We start from the raw sequence: 16,985 nt of genomic DNA on the forward strand, positions 1-16,985 counted from the left end.
CCTAACCTATAACTCACTGTATTTTAAGGATTTGACATTTTAATAATTAAACATTTGGTTTAATACCAAAATAGTCATTACTTTTCGAATTCGAAGCTGACTGTTTTGTAAAAACCAAACAGTGAATTATCACATATAAATCGCATGGATTACCTAAGAAGTTATAAGAACATTTATGATCAAAATATTATTTTGATGTACAAAGGTGAATTAACCTTTGACTTAGTAACTTCTATGATTGCCACTCTTGAAGAAAGATTGGAAGAACTAGAGGAAAACCGAAAGGTGAAGAAGAAATTTTATAATGTAGCCACTGAGACTATACAAAATCTCTACTATCACCTGGATGAAGTCAATGCAGATGAAATCCGGATCAGCAGTTATGATTCCAGATCAGCGCTTATTTTGATTGCAGCAAGAAAAAGATTTTATAGTTTACAGACAGGTAACTACGTTCCTACTGAGAAATTAGACGAAATAAAATCTAGAATTGATGATATAAATTCGGTTGAACCTGATGAACTTCGTGCTCTGTACAAAAAAGCTCTTAATGAACAAGAGTTTTCAGACAAAGGGACAGGAGGTCTGGGATTTATCGATATTGCAAGAAAGACCGGCGGACAGAAGTTAAGATATAAATTTCAACCAGTGACCGACAATGTGTCATATTTCACATTGCAGGTAAGATTGCCTAGAGAAGTATAGGCTACTGAGCAGAAAAAGCTGTGAAACAACCTTATGGAAAAGTTTTTTATTGAGCCAACGAGGGTAACACCATTAGTAAACTTTGATCCTGACCAAGGAGTGTTAGAGATAAAGGGTAGATCGAGCCCTGAAAACTCTATATTATTCTACCAGAAGATCATAGATAGTTTAGATGAGTTTGCAGAGAGTGGAGGAGATGAATTCACCGCAAATTTCTCATTTGAATATTTCAACACTAGTTCATCCAAATGTCTTTTTGATGTATTCAAGAAGTTAAGTAAGATTAGTGATGAAGGCAAAGAGATTAAAATCAACTGGTACTATGAAGAGGATGACGAGGATATGATGGAAGCAGGAGAAGATTATGCCGATCTACTAGATCTTGATTTCAACTTCCTCGAAATTGAAGAATTTTGATCCAGGAGTCCGCAGTAAATGGAAAGACCTAAGGAACTTTACCATGAGGAAGTAAAACGTCTAAAGGACTTTAGATCCAAGTTAGATACGCATGCTATCTACAAACAGGATCTTGAATCTTTTGGTGATGACTATGAAGAACTCGTAGCTCAAGCCAAAGTAATTACGCGTGTATCAGACAGACTTCAGAAGAAATTAGATAACGCCAATATCCAGATTCGTGAACAAAATGACGAAATCAAGGATAAAAACTCTCAGTTAGAGAATACAATCAGCGAACTTGCTGAGGCTAAAGTAGGTAGAAGAGCCACTACGGCCCTATTCTTTTTAGCCATCATCTTATTCCTTTTAGAAGAACTTTTCGTAGAGGATGCCATTCAAAGCTATCTTGCTTCTATAGACCTGGGCAATTTCTTTAACAGCCTAAAGGAATATGTTGGTCTATTTATCAAATTAATACTGGCTATTGGTTTGAAGTTCCTGGAGGGCGGTTTAGAATCGTTCTTATTGAATCAGGAGAAAAAGAAGATCATGAAGCAAGAGAAAAAAGAACAACTTTCAGCTGCTGCCAGCTGATTATTCGGTCTCCTGGCTTAATTCTTCCTGCACAGCATAAAAAATTTCATTTTTTTGAAAAAATAGGATTCAAATTTTGAATTCAGCAATTCCATATTGCATAAGTTTGGGGCTCTCATTAAAATGCAATTTTTAAATCATATCTAGCACTATGGATTTTTCAACTGCGGACATTATTGTCTTTGTAGGATATTGTCTCTTGATCGTGGGGGTTGGACTTTGGGTCTCTCGCGATAAAAAAGGGCACGAAAAGAATGCTGAGGATTATTTCCTCGCAAGTAAGTCACTTCCCTGGTGGGCTATTGGAGCCTCGCTTATTGCAGCAAACATCTCTGCTGAGCAGTTTATCGGGATGTCAGGATCAGGATTTGCCAGTGGATTGGCTATCGCCTCTTATGAGTGGATGGCAGCAATCACCTTACTCATTGTAGGAAAGTACTTTCTACCAATTTTTATTGAAAAAGGACTGTACACCATTCCTGAATTTGTGGAAAAACGATACAGTACACAGCTCAAAACCATTCTGGCAGTCTTCTGGATCGCATTATATGTTTTTGTGAATTTAAGTTCGGTATTGTACCTGGGAGCTCTGGCTCTAGAAACTATTATGGGTATTCCAATGATGTACGGAGTTGTAGGCTTAGCCCTATTTGCAGCTGCGTACTCACTTTACGGTGGATTATCCGCAGTGGCATGGACAGACGTTGTTCAGGTTGTTTTCCTGGTACTGGGTGGACTATTAACCACTTACCTTGCTTTAGACATTCTTTCTGATGGTAAAGGAGTCATTGCAGGTTTCAATCAAGTAGTAGATGCGGTACCTGAGAGATTTCACATGATCCTTGATAAGTCCAATCCGGAATTTATGAACCTACCTGGTATCTGGGTTTTGGTTGGTGGAATGTGGGTTGCTAACTTATATTACTGGGGGTTCAATCAGTACATCATTCAAAGAACTCTAGCAGCCAAGTCTTTAAAAGAAGCTCAAAAAGGAATTGTACTTGCTGCTTTCTTAAAATTACTGATCCCTTTCATCGTAGTAATTCCAGGTATCGCAGCTTATGTAGTTGTTAATGATCCTGAAATTATGGCTCGATTGGGTGAACTAGGAGTATCTAATGTACCTGGCCCTGGGCAATCAGATAAAGCATACCCTTGGTTGCTTCAACTTCTTCCTGTAGGATTGAAAGGTATTGCATTTGCAGCCCTAGCTGCTGCTGTAGTATCATCTTTAGCCTCTATGCTAAACTCTACCTCTACCATTTTCACCATGGATATTTATAAGCAGTATATCAACAAAACTGCTAATGATAAAACTACAGTAAATGTGGGTAGAATCTCTGCTGCAGTTGCATTGGTGGTAGCCTGTATTATGGCTCCCCTACTTGGTGGAATTGATCAGGCATTCCAATTCATTCAGGAGTATACTGGAATCGTAAGTCCAGGTATTCTTGCAGTATTCTTGCTTGGTCTGTTCTGGAAAAAGACGACCAATGCCGGAGCTATTTGGGGTGCCTTGTTGTCTATTCCTATTGCAGCCGGGTTCAAGTTCTTCCCTTCTATCCCATTCATGAATCAAATGGGTCTTACCTGTCTATTATCCATGTTGGTGATTGTTATTGTGAGCTTAATTGACGGTAAAGGAGAAGAAAACCCTAAAGGAATTAACTTAACATCAAGTTTATTTAAGACTAGTCCAACGTTTAATATCGGTGCATTTGCTATCTTGATCATTTGTACTGCATTGTATGCGTTATTCTGGTAATAAATGACAGAACTAAATCCAAAACAAGAAAAGCTCAAAAAGCAGGTTACAAGCCCATTTAAATTTGGGCTTTTCTTGTTAACTCAACTTCCTATGGGGCTTGTTGCAGGAATGCGACTAAGAGAACTTGACCAAAACAAATGTGTCACTTCTGTCCCATTCAAATGGTTAACCAAAAATCCATTTAAGAGTATCTATTTTGCTGTGCAAAGCATGGCTGCTGAGTTATCTACTGCCACACCGTGTCTACTTGCAATTGAAGGACACAAACCGTCTATAGCTTTCATCATTGTAGATTTAAAGGCAACATTTGGTAAGAAAGCGACAGACAGGGTCTACTTCACCTGTGAAGATGGAGCTAAAGCTTTTGAAGCCGTAGAAAAAGCCATTGCTACGGGTGAATCTCAGACAGCAACATTCAAAACTGTTGGTAAGATGAAAGATGGCACCATCGTTTCAGAATTTGAATTCACCTGGTCATTCAAGCAACGAAGCAAATAACTTATAATTCTATTATTTTCTTATTGGATTGAGCACTTCTGAAGGAATCATCAATATCATCAATGATATGCTCTATTTCCTTGAACCCTTCATTTTGATAAGCTTGTGGTAAACTATCCATACCAATATCCTGCAGTCTGTCATAGACGGTGTAAATATCCATTTTGTTGATATCCATTCCAGGAATCAATAATTCCTCCTCCGCCTCATTGTTCAACCTACGAACCAATTTGGATTGAACCAGATCTTCCAGTACTTCCCGAATAAATCGTCGAGGCACTTCCAACTCTTCGCATATCTGTTCGAAAGAGATCGAGTCATCATACTGCTTAAAATGACGCACAACCTTCCTCAATACCAACAACGTCATTTTACGCTTGGTCTTCAGATTCATAGCTAGCTTCTCATTGTCATATGCCCATGTCCCTACACTTTGGACAGCAAAAGCCAATTCGGCACCGAAGAGTAGTATGGTCCAACTCAATTGAAGCCAAATAAGGAAAAGTGGCAATGCAGCAAATGTTCCGTAAACCACACTGTAAGTGGTCAAATACACCTGGCCTTTCACCCATAGCAGCTGAGTGATCTGATAAACCGTTCCTGCCAAAATTCCTGCTATCAATGCCGGTTTTATCTTGACAGTCGTATTGGGAAAAACGAGATAGAACAGAAACAGCAAAAACCATATAAGCGTATAAGGAATCAGTTTGATAAAAAAGAGAATGACTGGTTTGAAAAAACCCAACAGACTAATAGATTCTGTGAGCGATTCAATACTCGTAGTAATATAAACTGTTGCTGAACTTGACATTATTAGAATAATAGGCCCTAATAAAATCACGCTCATGTAATCAGTCACTTTACGCTTAAGAGTCCGCCCTTTCTTAGTATTCCAGATGCTATTGAAGGCCATCTCGATATTATTCAGAAGTCTTCCTACGGCATAAAACAAGAAAACAGTACTTATTCCCGTGATAACTCCACCACTGGTATTCGCAAGCATCTTATCAGAGAAACCTTTTACGAACACATAAACATCATCCTGACCATTAAAATAATTTTGTAGTTCTCTCTCAAGGTAATTATCCAAACCAAAACTTTGCGCAATACCAAATGCCATGGCTATTACCGGAACGAAGGAAATCAACGAAAAATAAGTAAGTGCAGAAGCTTTCTCCCCACACTTGTCTTTGTTAAACTCCGAAATGGTAATCACAATCACTCTCAGTTGTTGAAAGAGAAAAGCTTTTCTTTTGGGAAGTGTCTTGATCTTTATCTTCCAAAGATCTTCTTCGATGAATTTGCGTGTATTGTGAATATAGGTTGACAACATCCGAGAGGTTTTACAAAATGGTCAATCGAAATTAATCAATTTCAAATAGTCAAGATGTAGATTAAACCCAAATTCTAAGACTTTGCCAAAGTCTTAGAAACTTGATTAAACCATTTAAACCTTAAGAGTTGAAGAAATTAAAATCTAATAACTAAATTTTGCCCTTAGATAAACAGCCTTAGCATCATTTCCTTCACTAAAATAAAACTGACCAATCAAATCCAAATCGAGATTATTAACAATAGCATATGTAACTGACGGATTAACAAAAAAAGACGCATCCGACGGGAATAGCATAGTAGCTAACCCAACATTCACTAAGGGGTGAACCGGATAAGCTGATTGAAGAAATGCAGACCACTTGTAAGGAGAAATGGATCTGATATCCAGATTCGAGGATGTGTTCACCAAACCAAAATAGGGATCTTTTAAACCGTAACTATTGTACAATCCTGAAGCATTGAAATACAATAAATTTGGCAGCATGTAGTCGAATGAGATACTTGTCAAAAAACCAGAATTATCTGCTCCGAACTCATCAAGATACGTGAGTTCTCCTTTGAATCCCATCCCTCCTATACTTCCAGCCCAACCTGTTCCTAGCGCCAGATTATTTTGCATCACTCCACCAATAAACTGAATATCATAATTCCACTTATTGATCTGATATTTGATAGCAGATGTGAGTTCTTCAAATGAATCGGCGGCTTTGATTGCAAACTCAATCTCAGACGCATATCCAGTATACTTTCTTACTCTCAAAGCATCGCTTCCTGGTCGTTCTTCGTAATCAAAATCAAAGAAAGAATAACTATTAAAGAGGTCATTTGGATTCCAGGCAAGATTCACTCCCCAATTCAGTCTTTGACGACCAAGAGTCACTTCCCAATCATCTTTATTGTATTGAACATACGCTCTATCGATCATGGAGTGAATAACAAGGTTATCCCGATTGACAGGCATGAAGGATAAATCAAAATAATCATTGTTCACATCGATTAACTCACCGTAGTTTGGAAACAACTTCACTAAATCTCCTGTGAAAACTCTGTTTCTAATCTCCAGCTTTGCAGTGAAATTATCAGAAGGGTAATAAGCCAGGTTAAGTCTGTGATGTATCAAATTATCCACCAGCACAGAATCCTCATCAGCAAAATTGAACGTAACCATATCCTTCACATAGCCTTTGACAATAAACTTCGGATCCTCATCTTCTGTTTGTCCAAAAAGACTCAATGGCACAATCCATAGGATCAATACAAAATACTTCATCGTCTTTCGTCACTGATCACTTTACCGTCTTCAAGAGTTATGACTCTCCTGGCTTTATCAATCACTCGCTGGTCATGTGTGGAAAACACGAACGTAGCCCCTTCCTCTTCATTCATTTTAGCCATAATATCTAACAAGGCGGATGTACTGGTTGAGTCAAGGTTTGCAGTTGGCTCATCAGCCAATACAAACTCCGGCTTAGAGGCCAATGCTCTTGCCACTGCTACGCGCTGTTGCTGTCCACCTGATAATTGCGATGGTCGTTGATTGGCTTTATCCCCTATTCCCATTTCTTCGAGTAATTGCATAGCTCTAGCATCTCGTTCCACTTTAGGGCGCTTTTGAAGCAACATGATGAACTCCACATTCTCCATGGTTGTCAGAACAGGTATCAGGTTGTACGCCTGAAAGACAAAACCAATATGCTTTAACCGATAATCGATCAGTTCAGCATCACTCAACTTAGTAATCTCAGTATCACCCACAATGACCTTCCCAGAGGATGGGTTATCAAGGCCTCCAAGAATATTCAGCAATGTGGTCTTGCCACATCCAGAAGGACCAACGATAGCTGTGAATTCTCCCTTGGCAATTTCGATGTTCACATCATTTAATGCGTGAACAGGTATCGTCTTTTCATTATAGACTTTATTGATATTTTCTGCTTTAATGACACTCATGTTTAGTTCATTATAGGTGAATTAAATTTTATGAAGCGCCTCTACAGGCTTTAATTTGACTGCTTTCCAGGCAGGATAAACGGCTCCAACAAACGCCGTAATGATTACTGCAATGGCAATGGTCCAATAGGTACTATTCTCGATGTATGGATACAGAATAGAACTATATCCAAAGGATTCAAGACCCTCTGAGTAGGCACTTAAATCAATGCCAACCTGAGTATAATAGAACATCGTCAACCATCCTAGTAGCAATCCTATTGGAGCTCCAAGTATTCCTATGAATATGGTTTCTAAAAGCACCATTCCGAACACTTTAATTCTAGCCATACCAACAGCCATTAGCATTCCCAATTCTTTGAAACGCTCCAGTACGGCCATTAACATGGTATTCAAAATCCCGAATACGAGAGCAATCATTACAATGGTAATCAACACATACAGCATACTGGAATACATCTCCTGGATCAAAGCCAGCTCTGGAGCTATTTCCCTCCATGTTTCAGCTAAATCTCCTGGGTATTCTGATTGATATTTTGTGACGATTATTGATTCATCAACTTGTGGATCTGTGAGAATCGCGATCTCATGAGCATCCTGGACTCCCAACAATCGAGTAAGATCGGAATGCAACACAAAGGCATAGCCTTCATTCAGGTTTAGAGACGAACTTTCTATTATCCCAGCAACTCGAAAAGCTGCTGAAGTCAAATTTTGATGACTGTCAGTAAATGTGAGAACAACCTTGGATTTCACTTTAACGCCCAATTTCTCCGCAAGCTTCTTCCCAATCAGAATTGGGTTGCGCTTAATCCCTTCAAAATAAGCACCATCACCTATCAATGAATCAAGCTGAGTCACCTTAGCTTCTTCCTTTGGTTTGATTCCTCTAATTTGAACACCGGCAGCCTTCTTTGGTGATGCAATCATCCCATTCACTAATACTCTTGAAGTAGCTGCTTTGACTCCTGGCCATGTTTGGATTTTATCAATTTTGGTTTCTGCATCAGTAATGATGTAATTAACCTCTTTATCCTTTTTAAACTCAGGGTTATGAATTTGAATATTGGAAATATCATGATTGATACTATCGGCCATATACCCTACGATGAAGCCATTCATAAACCCCACAGCAGCTACCAGAGCCCATATCCCAACCACAATGGATCCGAGAACGACAAGGCTTCTACCTCTACTTCTCCAAATGTTTCTCCATGCTATTTTTATTAACATCTTCTTGCTGTTTAGGAGTTAGATTGCTTCTCGCATGGACTTGACAGGCTTTAGCTTCCAAATGACATACAAAGGATAGAACCCAAGAATGAGTGCCATCACAAAAATCACCCATGCCTGATTGTAAAACAGAGATGGTTCCAGTGAAAAAAAGTAAGCTGCCTCTACGCCGAACTTCTCGATAGCCTCCGCGGACTCTCCGGTGAAGTAGATCGGATGATAATAGCTGTAGATGAGAAACGGTAAGGAAATTCCTATTCCAACCAGAACTCCCATGGACGACATCATTAGCATTTCCAGGAACACGGTGAATTGCATGACAATGCGCTTCATTCCGATGGACATCATCACACCAAACTCATACATACGCTCAGCAGTCATCATCAAAAAAGTACCAAACATCCCAAAACCAATGACGGCATACAATATCCAAATCATAATCTGACCACTGATACTATCTATCTCGATACTCTGAACCAGATCCGGCAGAAGATCCTTCCAACCCATAACCTCCAGATCATCATTATTTATCTTGGATGAAATGTCTGCAACAATTTGATCTGTACGTTTAGCTTCATCAATAACCAGCGACAAACTGGTCAATCGACCTTCCATGGCGTAAAACCATTGAGCTTCTTTTATAGGAATGAAAATGGTCCCATCATTTTGCGCTGGAGAAGGAAACTTCATGATGCCTTTGATAGGATAAATCGCAGCTGCATTAGCGCCATGATATCCCTGACTTATCAATACCAGAGAGTCCCCAACTTTGATCTTAAGATACTTGGCTAACCCTTCTGAAATCAAAGCAGCCTGATCTGACTGGAGCAAATCTTCACCTTCTATCAACTTATCCTGATATTCAGTTAGAGCGTTTTCCTTACCAGGATCTATGCCCACCACCATTCCTCCTTTTGTCTTTTGAGCGAAGGATGCTAAAGCAAAGGACTCCACTCTTGGCACAACTTCCTCCACGCCGTTAGCTGAGGCCACCTGATCAATTACCCCCTGGTTATATTCAAAACTGTTATCAATAGACTGATCCGCCCAATATCCATCTTTATGAATCTGAATATACCCCGTGTAAAACCGAACTGCAGTCTCCACCATTCGGTCATAAGACCCTAACTGCATGGAACGCATGCTGCAAGCTAATAAAACGGCAAAGGTGATGGAGCCAATGGTAATTAAGCTTCTACGCTTATTCCTCCAAATATTTCTCCAGGCAAGTTTGAAATACATTATCGTACACGTTTCATGTTTTGAATACTGAAGAAATCTGTCTTGATGTCTTTATTAAAATACCACGACTTATAAATGATCACAGTCTTTTGATCTGGATTTTCAGCTGGAATCATTTCCATTCTCGTTGGCACTATTCGACCATCCATCTCTTTCATATCGGAGAGTATCATGGTATTGATGAGGTATTCATCTTCGTCGTAATACTTAAATAAGAGCTGTAAAAAATCTCCCTGATCTATATACGCTTCTATCTTACCCCACACTACAGGAGCATCTTCTTTTGGTGTCATGAGGATTTTCCATGCTTTGTACTCACCAATGACGGTGTCTTTCAAAATCTCATGCTCATAGTCTTCCACAATTGACGATTCTTTCACCAAATCATCATTCGTAAAATCAGACCCCATCCAGGACTGCATCATCATGGATGGAGGCATTTTTATCACCCGATCAATAGTCGGTTGCCAGTTCCAAAGCTCTTTTTCTCTCTTTAGAAAGGCTGCTCCCTGATCTCTGGCCGGTGCAGTAATCAACACTAAACTGTAATCATTGCCTCTAGCCCAACTTTTCATGGAGATCTCACGAGTCCACGACGGCCTTACGATTTGCATCTGCATCTCAGCAGCATTTGATTCTCCTTGCATCCGTTCATTCGCTTTATCAATGATTTCTTTAGCAGATTGGCCATTAGAAACCAGAGCAGATAAAACGGCAAATACCAGTAATAGATAAGATTTCATATTGGTTAGTATTATTGTTTTTCACAGTATTTAGTAATGAGCATTTGCTCAACTTCATCTAGTGGATAGTCTTCCTTCATCATCATGTAATGAAGTGCAATTCCGTCAAAAAGAGTGGCCAGAATTCTCGCCTCTGTTTTATAATCAGAGAATCCAATTTCTTTAAGAAGACCTTCTAGCATCACCAAATATCCCTCCATCTTACCTTTGGCCATGTCATGCACAAATTGGAAACGGTCAAGCTGGGTGGATAAGCCTATAATCAGCCGATTCAGTTTATCATTGACCCTAAACCATTCGAAAACTATTTTGATCAAATTGCTCAAGGTGCCTTGAGGTGTAGCTGCCCACATGTTCTGAACCATCTCGTCACCAACATTTGCCAGGTCCATAATCATGGCTTCTAGAAGTGCTTCTTTACTCTCAAAGTAATTGTAAATAAGTCCCTTACTGATTCCTGCCGTTTTGGCGATCTGAGCGATGGAAGTAGCCTCGTATCCCTTCGTACCAAACAACTCCAGAGACGCATCAAATATCTTCTTCTGACTTGCCTCTCTTATTTCTTCAAACTGTGCTTTTGATCTTGGACTCATATTATGACTGAACGGTCGGTCAATTATAAAGTTACAAAAAAGAGTGCAATTATTTATCACACTCTCTTCTATCTATCAATAATCCTTAAACTCAGGAATTTCTTAATTCTATAATAGTAACCTCAGGCAAGATCCCTACTCTACCAGGATACCCTAAATAACCATATCCTCTATTGACATATAAGTATTGATTTCCTGATTGGTACATATCAGCCCATTGTTTGTATATATACTTGGATGGACTCCATCGGAAATCACCTATTTCTATTCCAAACTGCATGCCATGTGTATGACCCGCAAGGTGCAAGTTGATATCAGGATATTCTGGAAGCACTTGCGCTTCCCAATGACTCGGATCATGAGATAATAATATTTTAAAAGGCACCTCCTCGGTTCCCTTATATGTTTTTGCCAAATCACCATATTTAGAGAATCGACCCGCACCCCAGTTTTCCAATCCTAAAATGGCCAATTGATCACTTCCTTGAGTTATGATCCTATTTTCATTGAGCAATATATCCCACCCCATGTATCGGTGCATTTCATGAAGTTGTTTGATATCAGCTTGTTTCGCTTCAGGACTTGTCCAACTTCTGTAATCTCCATAATCGTGATTACCCATGGTAGAATACACACCTAGTGGAGCAGTGATGCTTTTAAAAATATCCAAATAGGGCTTCGCTTCATCACTTTGATTATTAACCAAATCCCCTGTAAAGAAGACTAAATCAGGCTTCTCAGCATTAAGCATGTCCACACCACCTGCTACAGCTGTTTTATTGAAAAAACTACCCGTGTGAATATCAGAGATCTGAGCTAGACGGATACCATGAAAGGCCTTGGGTACCTTAGAAGAGGTAATCACTGTTTTCCGTACACGATAGTCATGCGCTCCAGATACGATTCCAAAACTAAAAACCGCAATAGGCACTGTTCCAGCTATAAGAGCCGATTTTGATAAGAACTCAGATCTAGACAGATCAGGAGTTTCCTCAGCTTTTGATGGCAAGAAATTAGCTATCCATGTAAACAATCTTCTTCCATCATCTACAAAGATGAATAGTGCTGAAATCAGCTTACCCAATAAAGTAATGAAAAAGGCTGTAGTGATAAACAGTCTGAGGTTAGCGAATTGTTTTGGATCCAGTTGGTTGTACATGGATATTCCTACAAAAAGGACTGCTGAAATCGCAAAATAAACAATGGTTAATACCCTTCTCGTGACTACTGAATAATCACTCATCACCACTCTTAGAGCCTGAAAGATGTATATATCAAAAGCTACATACACCAGGGCCACTAAGGCCATAAAATAGATTCTACTCATATCAAAAAAGTAAACCCTGACGCTTAGGTCAGGGTTTCAATTAATTTTAGCTAATTCCTAGCTTCCTATTCACCTTAGCGAAGAACAGGTACATTACCGGCACTATGACCAGTGTTAGGAATGTTGCGAATGTCAAACCGAAAATAATAGTCCAGGACATTGGTCCCCAGAACGCCACGTTATCTCCTCCATAGTAGAAATCCGCATTGTAGCTTCCAAGGAATTTAATAAAGTCAATGTTGATTCCCAAAGCTAGAGGCACTAAGCCCAAAACAGTAGTAACCGCCGTAAGGATTACTGGTCTCAAGCGTGTAGCTCCTGCATCAGCAATTGATTTGATGATTTCTTCAAACGGAAGTTTATCAACATCAAGTTCTTGTCTTCTTCTTTCTCTACTGAGCTCAATAAAGTCAATCAATACAATCGCATTGTTCACTACAATACCTGCTAGTGAGATAATACCGATCATTGTCATGATTACCACGAAGTTCATCTGGAATACTACCAAACCTAGGAACACACCTATAGTACTAAGCAATACTGACATCATGATGATGAATGGTGTCGTTACTTTGTTGAATTGTGCCACAATGATTAAGAAGATCAAACTCACAGCAATAAGCAAGGCAGTACTCAAGAAAGCCATCTCTTCAGCTTGCTTCTCTTGCTCTCCACCAAACTTATACTCATAACCCTCCGGCATCTCGTAAGTCTCCAATAAGTCTTTGATCTCATTATTAATGTTCGTGGCATTATACCCTGCTACCACGTTGGAACTGATCGTAACTACTCTATTAAGATCTTTTCTTCTTACAGAACCGTAAGTAGAACTCAACTCTGTAGATGCAACAGATGAAATAGGCACACTCTTGATCCTACCAGAAGACTGATCTCTAAACACAATGCTCTTATTCAATAGCGCATCAGGATCATTTCGGTATTTCTCCATCAAGCGAAGTTGAACTTCATAATCATCCTCACCTTCTTTGTATTTGGAGATTTCTTTTCCAAACAAAGCAGTCCTGATTTCCATAGCAATGCTATTGGTTGACAAACCAAAACGTCTTGCTTTCTCACGATCAATGTTGACGATCATCTCCGGCTTACCTGTTTCAAGGTCAGTCTTCAACTTTTCGATTCCTTCAATACCTGACTCGTTAATGGTTTTCTTGATGTCTTCTGTGATATCAATTAACTCAGCAAACTCGTCTCCCGATACTTCGATTGAGATTGGCTTACCCGCAGGAGGTCCATCAGCATTCTGATCTACAGTAATAGCAACTCCAGGATAATCACCAATGCTATTTCTAATCTCAGAAAGGATCTCTTTGGTATCTATTCCATCTCGGTATTTAAACTCTTTAAAGTTTACAGTAATTCTAGCCTTGTTTGGTGTATCCTGCTGACCAAATGCCGATGGATCGTTAGGATCAGAAGTTCCCTGACCTACATTGGCAATGATAGACTCAACGATAGACTCATAAGGCTTCACTGTTTCGAAAATGATTTCCTCTATCTCAGCAGTAAAATTATTGGTTCTCTCAATATCACTTCCTACCGGATACTCAATGAACACATTGATATACTTTGGGTCTGTTTTCGGGAAATATTCCACTTCTGGTGGGAATATATTCATCAACATAATAGAGAAAACGAACATCACCACTGTACCCCAGAAGAAAATCACCGGCTTCCAACCGCTCAAGGCAAAGTTCAAAGTTGATTTATACAATCCTTCTAGCCATGGCAAGAAGCTAGATTGGAACCTTCTAGAACCTGGAGTTAATACATACACATTAAGTACAGTGATAAGTGCAGCAATCAACAATAGATTACCTAGTACCTTAACACCTGCTAAAACGAATAACAATCCAACAGCAGCTCCAATCGCCACGATGATCATTAATCTTCTTTTATTGATCTCACCTGTATCCAATTTCATGAATGAGGCTATCAATACCGGGTTGATCACCAATGCAACGAATAGGGATGAACTCAATGTAACGATCAAGGTGATTGGTAAGAACTTCATGAACTCACCCATCATACCAGGCCAGAATGCCAATGGTAAGAATGCCGCCAAAGTAGTAGCTGTAGAAGCAATAATTGGCCATGCTACTTCACCCACACCTTGTTTTGTTGCTTCAAAAGCACTCACTCCTTCTTCCATCAATCGGTAAACGTTCTCCACAACCACAATACCATTATCCACTAGCATTCCTAATGCCATGATCAAGGAGAATAGCACCATCATGTTGATAGAAATTCCAAACATCCCAAGAATCATGAATGACATGAACATGGAAAGCGGAATAGCGATACCTACGAATAAAGCGTTTCTTGATCCGAGGAAGAATAACAATACCAATACTACCAGAATCACCCCTGAAATGATGTTGTTCTCCAAGGAGCTTACAAGTTCTCTAGTTTGCTCTGATTGATCATTCGTTTTGGTGATGATCAGATCCTTAGGAAACTTGTTATTAGCCTTCGCTTCTTCAAGTATCTCATTGATCTTCTCTGTAGCACTCAACAAGTTTTCACCACTTCTCTTCACTACATCCAACATCACAACTGGATTACCTCTGAGTCGTGCATAATCCTGAGCATCTTTATAGTCAAAGTCTACTTCAGCAATATCTTTTAGATAAACGATGTTACCGTTCTCGCTCTTTACTACAATATCCAACACCTCTTCTGGTGTTTCGAACTCTCCAACTACACGTACAGATCTCTTGATATCACCTTGCGTAATGCTACCACCACTCAATGTAATGTTCTCAGCTCTTACGGCGTTTTCGATATCTCCGAAATTAACCTGACGAGCTTCCATCTGGAATGGATCCACATTGATCTTCAGCTCTTTTTCATTAATACCACGGATTTCAACTTTTGAAACCTCTCTTACCTTCTCAATTTCCTCTTCCAGGTATTCTGCATAGTCATTCAACTCCTCCATGGTATAATTACCAGAAAGGTTGATGTTCAGAATCGGGAATTCAGAAAAGTCCATTTCGAACACATTTGGATCTGTTTGCAACTCCGGTAAATCTGGTTTTGCACGATCCACTGCATCCTTAACTTTCGTTAATGCATCTTCGATATCAGTTGAAGAAGTGAACTCAACGATGATAGTAGAGTAATCCTGTACAGAGGTAGACTTGATATTATCTACTTCTGCTATGGCATTAATTTCTCTCTCCAATGGTCTGGTAACAAGGTTCTCCATATCAACTGGAGAGTTACCTGGGTGAGGTGTACCTACATAAACGATCGGCTGTGACACCTCTGGAAAACTCTCTTTTGGCAGCCCTATGTAGGTAGCAATACCCATAACTACCACCAAAAGTGTCAACACATAAACAGTGGTTTTATTATTCAACGACAATGTCGTCAAACCAAACTGCTTATTGGTATTCATATTTTGATTGTCTTCTGACATAAGTAGATTCTTTGTGGTGAAACCTTATTTTACAACTACAACTACTCCTTCAGAAAGATCTCTATATCCTTCATTGGCAATCAACTGACCACTTTTCAAACCAGAAGTGATCTCAGTCTTCAATTGGTAAGACAAACCTGGAGTCACATAAGCTTTCTTAGCCTTTTTAACACCTGATTCATCAACAACTTCGTATAGATAACTTCCTTTGCTATCAGTTTGGATAATCTTAGTTGGTACGATAAACGCACTTTCATTACTGTAATCAACTAACTGTACCACTACAACCTGATTTGGCTTCACTTCAAAATCAACCTTAGGCATTTTCAATTCCAACTCAAACGTACGGTTGTCATTTTCGATGACACTTCCAACGCTTGTTATTTTGGTTTCAATCGTTTTATCCTGAGTTGGGAAATAGATTTTAGCAACCTGGCCTTTAGTGAATTTACCAAGGAAACGCTCTGACACATCCGCAGTGATGTACATATCTTCCTGGTTCACAATTCTAACTAACTGCATTCCAGGTTGAGCCATTTGCCCCACTCTAGCAGGCACATTATCAATCACTCCAGAGAACGGTGCGTATACGCTTGACTGTCTCAATTGAGCTTTTAATGTTGACAATCTACTTTCTAAAGATTCCTTATTGTTTTTGGCTTCTAGATATTGAACTTCAGTACCAATATTTTGCTTCCAAAGTTTGCCTTGTCTTTCATAAATGGTAGTAGCCAATTCTAGTTGCGTTTCCACTTCACCAATATTGCTTCTGATGATATCTGCATCCAATTGGATCAACAATTGACCTTTAGACACTGACTGTCCTTCAGATACATTTACAGAAGTGATTCTTCCCATTGACTCAGCTGACAAAATCACATCTTTTCGAGATTCCACTCCACCTCTTACTTCAACTTCGTGTGAAAAAGTCGCAGGAGTCATTTTCAAAGCAGTGATGGAAATTTCGTTTACCTCTGTTTTCAAAGTTCCATCAGCCTTTAGCTCTTTTTCCAGAGTCACGATTTGAGCTTCTATTTCTTTCTTTTGTTCTTTTAAAGATTTAAGCTGACCAAGCTTGTCTTCTTCTTTGCCACATCCTACCATTAGGAGTGCGGGTATAACTAGTAAGGTTAGTAAATGATTCGATTTCATATCC

At 39.3% G+C, this 16,985-nt stretch carries 15 protein-coding genes; 5 read left to right on the forward strand and 10 right to left on the reverse strand.

What is annotated here, in order from left to right; genetic code table 11:
* Positions 1 to 144: 144 nt before the first annotated feature.
* The 5 genes from NXS00_RS13410 to NXS00_RS13430 all read left to right on the forward strand — a co-directional run bounded on the left by NXS00_RS13410 (position 145) and on the right by NXS00_RS13430 (position 3,964).
* Positions 145 to 705 (forward strand): SiaB family protein kinase, encoded by a 561-nt coding sequence (locus NXS00_RS13410; RefSeq protein WP_258099727.1) that lies wholly within the window; start codon positions 145 to 147, stop codon positions 703 to 705.
* 33 nt (positions 706 to 738) lie between these two features.
* A complete protein-coding gene (locus NXS00_RS13415) occupies positions 739 to 1,122 on the forward strand; it encodes a DUF1987 domain-containing protein (RefSeq protein ID WP_258099728.1) in 384 nt (127 codons plus the stop codon).
* 18 nt (positions 1,123 to 1,140) lie between these two features.
* The gene (locus NXS00_RS13420) at positions 1,141 to 1,698 is read left to right on the forward strand and encodes a hypothetical protein (RefSeq protein ID WP_258099729.1); all 558 of its coding nucleotides are present in this window, start codon (positions 1,141 to 1,143) and stop codon (positions 1,696 to 1,698) included.
* A gap of 151 nt (positions 1,699 to 1,849) precedes the next feature.
* Positions 1,850 to 3,463 (forward strand): sodium/sugar symporter, encoded by a 1,614-nt coding sequence (locus tag NXS00_RS13425; protein WP_258099730.1) that lies wholly within the window; start codon positions 1,850 to 1,852, stop codon positions 3,461 to 3,463.
* A 3-nt stretch (positions 3,464 to 3,466) separates the two neighbouring features.
* Positions 3,467 to 3,964 carry a hypothetical protein gene (locus NXS00_RS13430; RefSeq protein ID WP_258099731.1) on the forward strand — a complete coding sequence of 166 codons (498 nt, stop codon included), beginning with the start codon at positions 3,467 to 3,469 and terminating at the stop codon, positions 3,962 to 3,964.
* Between the two features lies 1 nt (position 3,965).
* On the opposite strand, the gene NXS00_RS13435 is transcribed toward NXS00_RS13430, so the two are convergent.
* The 10 genes from NXS00_RS13435 to NXS00_RS13480 all read right to left on the reverse strand — a co-directional run bounded on the left by NXS00_RS13435 (position 3,966) and on the right by NXS00_RS13480 (position 16,981).
* Positions 3,966 to 5,297, reverse strand: coding sequence for a YihY/virulence factor BrkB family protein (locus NXS00_RS13435; RefSeq protein ID WP_258099732.1), 1,332 nt, complete (start codon positions 5,295 to 5,297; stop codon positions 3,966 to 3,968).
* A 144-nt stretch (positions 5,298 to 5,441) separates the two neighbouring features.
* A complete protein-coding gene (locus NXS00_RS13440) occupies positions 5,442 to 6,569 on the reverse strand; it encodes a hypothetical protein (protein ID WP_258099733.1) in 1,128 nt (375 codons plus the stop codon).
* Positions 6,566 to 7,249: an ABC transporter ATP-binding protein gene (locus NXS00_RS13445; protein ID WP_258099734.1), complete on the reverse strand. Its 684-nt coding sequence runs from the start codon at positions 7,247 to 7,249 to the stop codon at positions 6,566 to 6,568. Before NXS00_RS13445 ends, NXS00_RS13440 begins: the two co-directional genes overlap by 4 nt.
* A gap of 21 nt (positions 7,250 to 7,270) precedes the next feature.
* Positions 7,271 to 8,482 carry an ABC transporter permease gene (locus NXS00_RS13450; RefSeq protein ID WP_258099735.1) on the reverse strand — a complete coding sequence of 404 codons (1,212 nt, stop codon included), beginning with the start codon at positions 8,480 to 8,482 and terminating at the stop codon, positions 7,271 to 7,273.
* Positions 8,483 to 8,500: 18 nt separating this feature from the next.
* Positions 8,501 to 9,724 (reverse strand): ABC transporter permease, encoded by a 1,224-nt coding sequence (locus NXS00_RS13455; RefSeq protein WP_258099736.1) that lies wholly within the window; start codon positions 9,722 to 9,724, stop codon positions 8,501 to 8,503.
* Complete coding sequence (locus tag NXS00_RS13460) at positions 9,724 to 10,467, reverse strand: outer membrane lipoprotein-sorting protein (protein ID WP_258099737.1); 744 nt, start codon at positions 10,465 to 10,467, stop codon at positions 9,724 to 9,726. Before NXS00_RS13460 ends, NXS00_RS13455 begins: the two co-directional genes overlap by 1 nt.
* An 11-nt stretch (positions 10,468 to 10,478) precedes the next feature.
* A complete protein-coding gene (locus tag NXS00_RS13465) occupies positions 10,479 to 11,060 on the reverse strand; it encodes a TetR/AcrR family transcriptional regulator (protein ID WP_258099738.1) in 582 nt (193 codons plus the stop codon).
* Positions 11,061 to 11,151: 91 nt separating this feature from the next.
* Positions 11,152 to 12,387, reverse strand: coding sequence for a metallophosphoesterase (locus NXS00_RS13470; protein WP_258099739.1), 1,236 nt, complete (start codon positions 12,385 to 12,387; stop codon positions 11,152 to 11,154).
* Between the two features lie 46 nt (positions 12,388 to 12,433).
* The gene (locus NXS00_RS13475) at positions 12,434 to 15,829 is read right to left on the reverse strand and encodes an efflux RND transporter permease subunit (protein WP_258099740.1); all 3,396 of its coding nucleotides are present in this window, start codon (positions 15,827 to 15,829) and stop codon (positions 12,434 to 12,436) included.
* Between the two features lie 24 nt (positions 15,830 to 15,853).
* Positions 15,854 to 16,981, reverse strand: a complete 1,128-nt coding sequence (locus tag NXS00_RS13480; RefSeq protein ID WP_258099741.1) for an efflux RND transporter periplasmic adaptor subunit — start codon at positions 16,979 to 16,981, stop codon at positions 15,854 to 15,856.
* Positions 16,982 to 16,985 lie beyond the last annotated feature (4 nt).

The organism is Marinoscillum pacificum, from assembly GCF_024714495.1.
Taxonomy (GTDB): Bacteria; Bacteroidota; Bacteroidia; order Cytophagales; family Cyclobacteriaceae; genus Marinoscillum; species Marinoscillum pacificum.

What these genes read in the sequence shown, in the direction of transcription:
- NXS00_RS13410 (WP_258099727.1), top strand. Translation starts at nt 145, where the DNA reads ATGGATTACCTAAGAAGTTATAAGAACATTTATGATCAAAATATTATT.
- NXS00_RS13415 (WP_258099728.1), top strand. Translation starts at nt 739, where the DNA reads ATGGAAAAGTTTTTTATTGAGCCAACGAGGGTAACACCATTAGTAAAC.
- NXS00_RS13420 (WP_258099729.1), top strand. Translation starts at nt 1,141, where the DNA reads ATGGAAAGACCTAAGGAACTTTACCATGAGGAAGTAAAACGTCTAAAG.
- NXS00_RS13425 (WP_258099730.1), top strand. Translation starts at nt 1,850, where the DNA reads ATGGATTTTTCAACTGCGGACATTATTGTCTTTGTAGGATATTGTCTC.
- NXS00_RS13430 (WP_258099731.1), top strand. Translation starts at nt 3,467, where the DNA reads ATGACAGAACTAAATCCAAAACAAGAAAAGCTCAAAAAGCAGGTTACA.
- NXS00_RS13435 (WP_258099732.1), bottom strand. Translation starts at nt 5,297, where the DNA reads ATGTTGTCAACCTATATTCACAATACACGCAAATTCATCGAAGAAGAT.
- NXS00_RS13440 (WP_258099733.1), bottom strand. Translation starts at nt 6,569, where the DNA reads ATGAAGTATTTTGTATTGATCCTATGGATTGTGCCATTGAGTCTTTTT.
- NXS00_RS13445 (WP_258099734.1), bottom strand. Translation starts at nt 7,249, where the DNA reads ATGAGTGTCATTAAAGCAGAAAATATCAATAAAGTCTATAATGAAAAG.
- NXS00_RS13450 (WP_258099735.1), bottom strand. Translation starts at nt 8,482, where the DNA reads ATGTTAATAAAAATAGCATGGAGAAACATTTGGAGAAGTAGAGGTAGA.
- NXS00_RS13455 (WP_258099736.1), bottom strand. Translation starts at nt 9,724, where the DNA reads ATGTATTTCAAACTTGCCTGGAGAAATATTTGGAGGAATAAGCGTAGA.
- NXS00_RS13460 (WP_258099737.1), bottom strand. Translation starts at nt 10,467, where the DNA reads ATGAAATCTTATCTATTACTGGTATTTGCCGTTTTATCTGCTCTGGTT.
- NXS00_RS13465 (WP_258099738.1), bottom strand. Translation starts at nt 11,060, where the DNA reads ATGAGTCCAAGATCAAAAGCACAGTTTGAAGAAATAAGAGAGGCAAGT.
- NXS00_RS13470 (WP_258099739.1), bottom strand. Translation starts at nt 12,387, where the DNA reads ATGAGTAGAATCTATTTTATGGCCTTAGTGGCCCTGGTGTATGTAGCT.
- NXS00_RS13475 (WP_258099740.1), bottom strand. Translation starts at nt 15,829, where the DNA reads ATGTCAGAAGACAATCAAAATATGAATACCAATAAGCAGTTTGGTTTG.
- NXS00_RS13480 (WP_258099741.1), bottom strand. Translation starts at nt 16,981, where the DNA reads ATGAAATCGAATCATTTACTAACCTTACTAGTTATACCCGCACTCCTA.